We start from the raw sequence: 1,837 nt of genomic DNA on the forward strand, positions 1-1,837 counted from the left end.
TATAGATGAGCTACAGCTTGTTCGGCACCGCGCTGCAAATGATGCTTACATACTTCATAAAACCTGGCAGAAATTAGGAGCCAAGCTTAAATGAAATTATTAAGAAATACGCTCACAGGCCTTTCCGCACTATCGGTACTCGCGGCCTGTACACCGACCTTCCAAACAACCGAGCAGCTATGCCAAGCCCATCTGCCAACAAGGCAGATAGTTCAAAACCAAAGCTACGAAGTACTCGCAAATGAAAAAAATAGCGAATACAAACTTTACCTTGAGGACTTCATTAATAGCTTTAAAGGCCTGCAATCTAAATCTATTGACGCAAGTGGTAACCCAATTTTATCTGACCTTTCAGCTGACGAGGAAGCCGTCCGCGACTTTATATTGCAACAGATCAGCGCAGATATGAACTACACACTAAATGACGAGGGAACCGTAGAATCAGCAAACAATCCCCTAGATTTTATGGAAAGCCTTATTGCTGCCATCGACAGCGAAAAACTTGTTCAAACATTCGTCGAAGCTAAGGAGCAAATGTCCTCCGCAATCAGCAGCGATGACGGACACTGCACCTACAGCAATGATCAGATAGAGTTTCTCCGTGAAGATGACTCATTCAATATTCTAGATCAGTTTAGCGCCTCATTGGACCTGACTTACATCCCTTCAGCCTTTGTCGAAATAGATAATAAGGTTGATCAAACTGTTCTAATAGCTTTCGACCAAGATCCGACTGTGGAAACAGATGATGAAATTCAATTTGCCGCTCTGGACCGTATCGCTCCTGAAAATTTCAAAGAGTCCGGATTCAGTGAAGCGAAAGTAAGGCAGATCAAGGTAATCCATCAAGAACCACCCCAAATTCTTACTGTCGACGAAGACTACCTGGAGTCAAAATATGGCACTCTGGGGTACGCCCTATTAAATCAAACATGCCTCGATGATGATGAAGAAAATGTCGTCACATGCCCTGACGGCTCGATTACCAAAGAAATCGAGCACCCTGCTTGCTTCGACCTTATTGACGATGATGGTGACTCACTAACAGAGCACGATGAAGCCGACGAGCGCAATACTGTCATCTCCAACTCATTCACAATTGGCGATGGCAGTAATGATGCGCTGACAGACTTGCAGCGCTTAAAAGTAGAGGTAGACTACCCTAATGCAGAAATTCGCGTCTATGTATCGAAGTTCAGTACTGCCATCTACAAAGCTTTAGAAGATGATAGAGAAACAGAAATACCTCAGGGCGACGACAACCCCAACCCGACACGCGAGCAACTCATCTACAATCCAACGAGCTGTGAAAGTTACAATGTTTCGAAAGACCTTTTTGAGCTGCAAAGTGAAGAAGATCAGGAAAATAACGTCGCTGTCCCCGCGAACAGTTATGAAGACCCTGGCTATGAGTATATTGCCCAGACAGATGAAGATGGAGAGCCACTCTTAGACGAGGATGACAACGTCATTTACACATCGCCCACACCGCTGTTTATCTTTCAGGGAACGGCTATTCGTGAGCAAAAGTAATTGTTTTTGTGAATCAGGGTAAGTTTTACACTTACCCTAAATCACCTTCGCTTTCAGCTTAGAGATTCTTGCGGGTCGATGCTGATCAATCATTGAAATAAGTTGCATATTTCGCTCAATAGAATCTCTCAATTGCTTAACTAAACCCAGGTCAGGAAACGCACCCTCATTAGCTGCTACAATCTTTTTCTTCGTTTCTATTATTTCCCGCTCTAAACGCTGTCGCTGATTATCAAGCGTGGTCAAACGCAATGTTCTCATAGTCTGAGCCTCTATATTCCTGAAAGAACTATCAGTATAGGCA

General features: G+C 43.8%; 2 protein-coding genes. One reads left to right on the plus strand and one right to left on the minus strand.

Annotation, left to right across the window (positions count from 1 at the left end):
- Positions 1–90: 90 nt before the first annotated feature.
- Positions 91–1,533, plus strand: a complete 1,443-nt coding sequence (locus A3766_RS23225; protein WP_068638299.1) for a hypothetical protein — start codon at positions 91–93, stop codon at positions 1,531–1,533.
- 36 nt (positions 1,534–1,569) lie between these two features.
- On the opposite strand, the gene A3766_RS23230 is transcribed toward A3766_RS23225, so the two are convergent.
- On the minus strand, positions 1,570–1,837 hold a 268-nt coding region (locus A3766_RS23230), incomplete at its 5' end, for a hypothetical protein (protein WP_231882972.1).

This window comes from Oleiphilus sp. HI0132 (assembly GCF_001635845.1).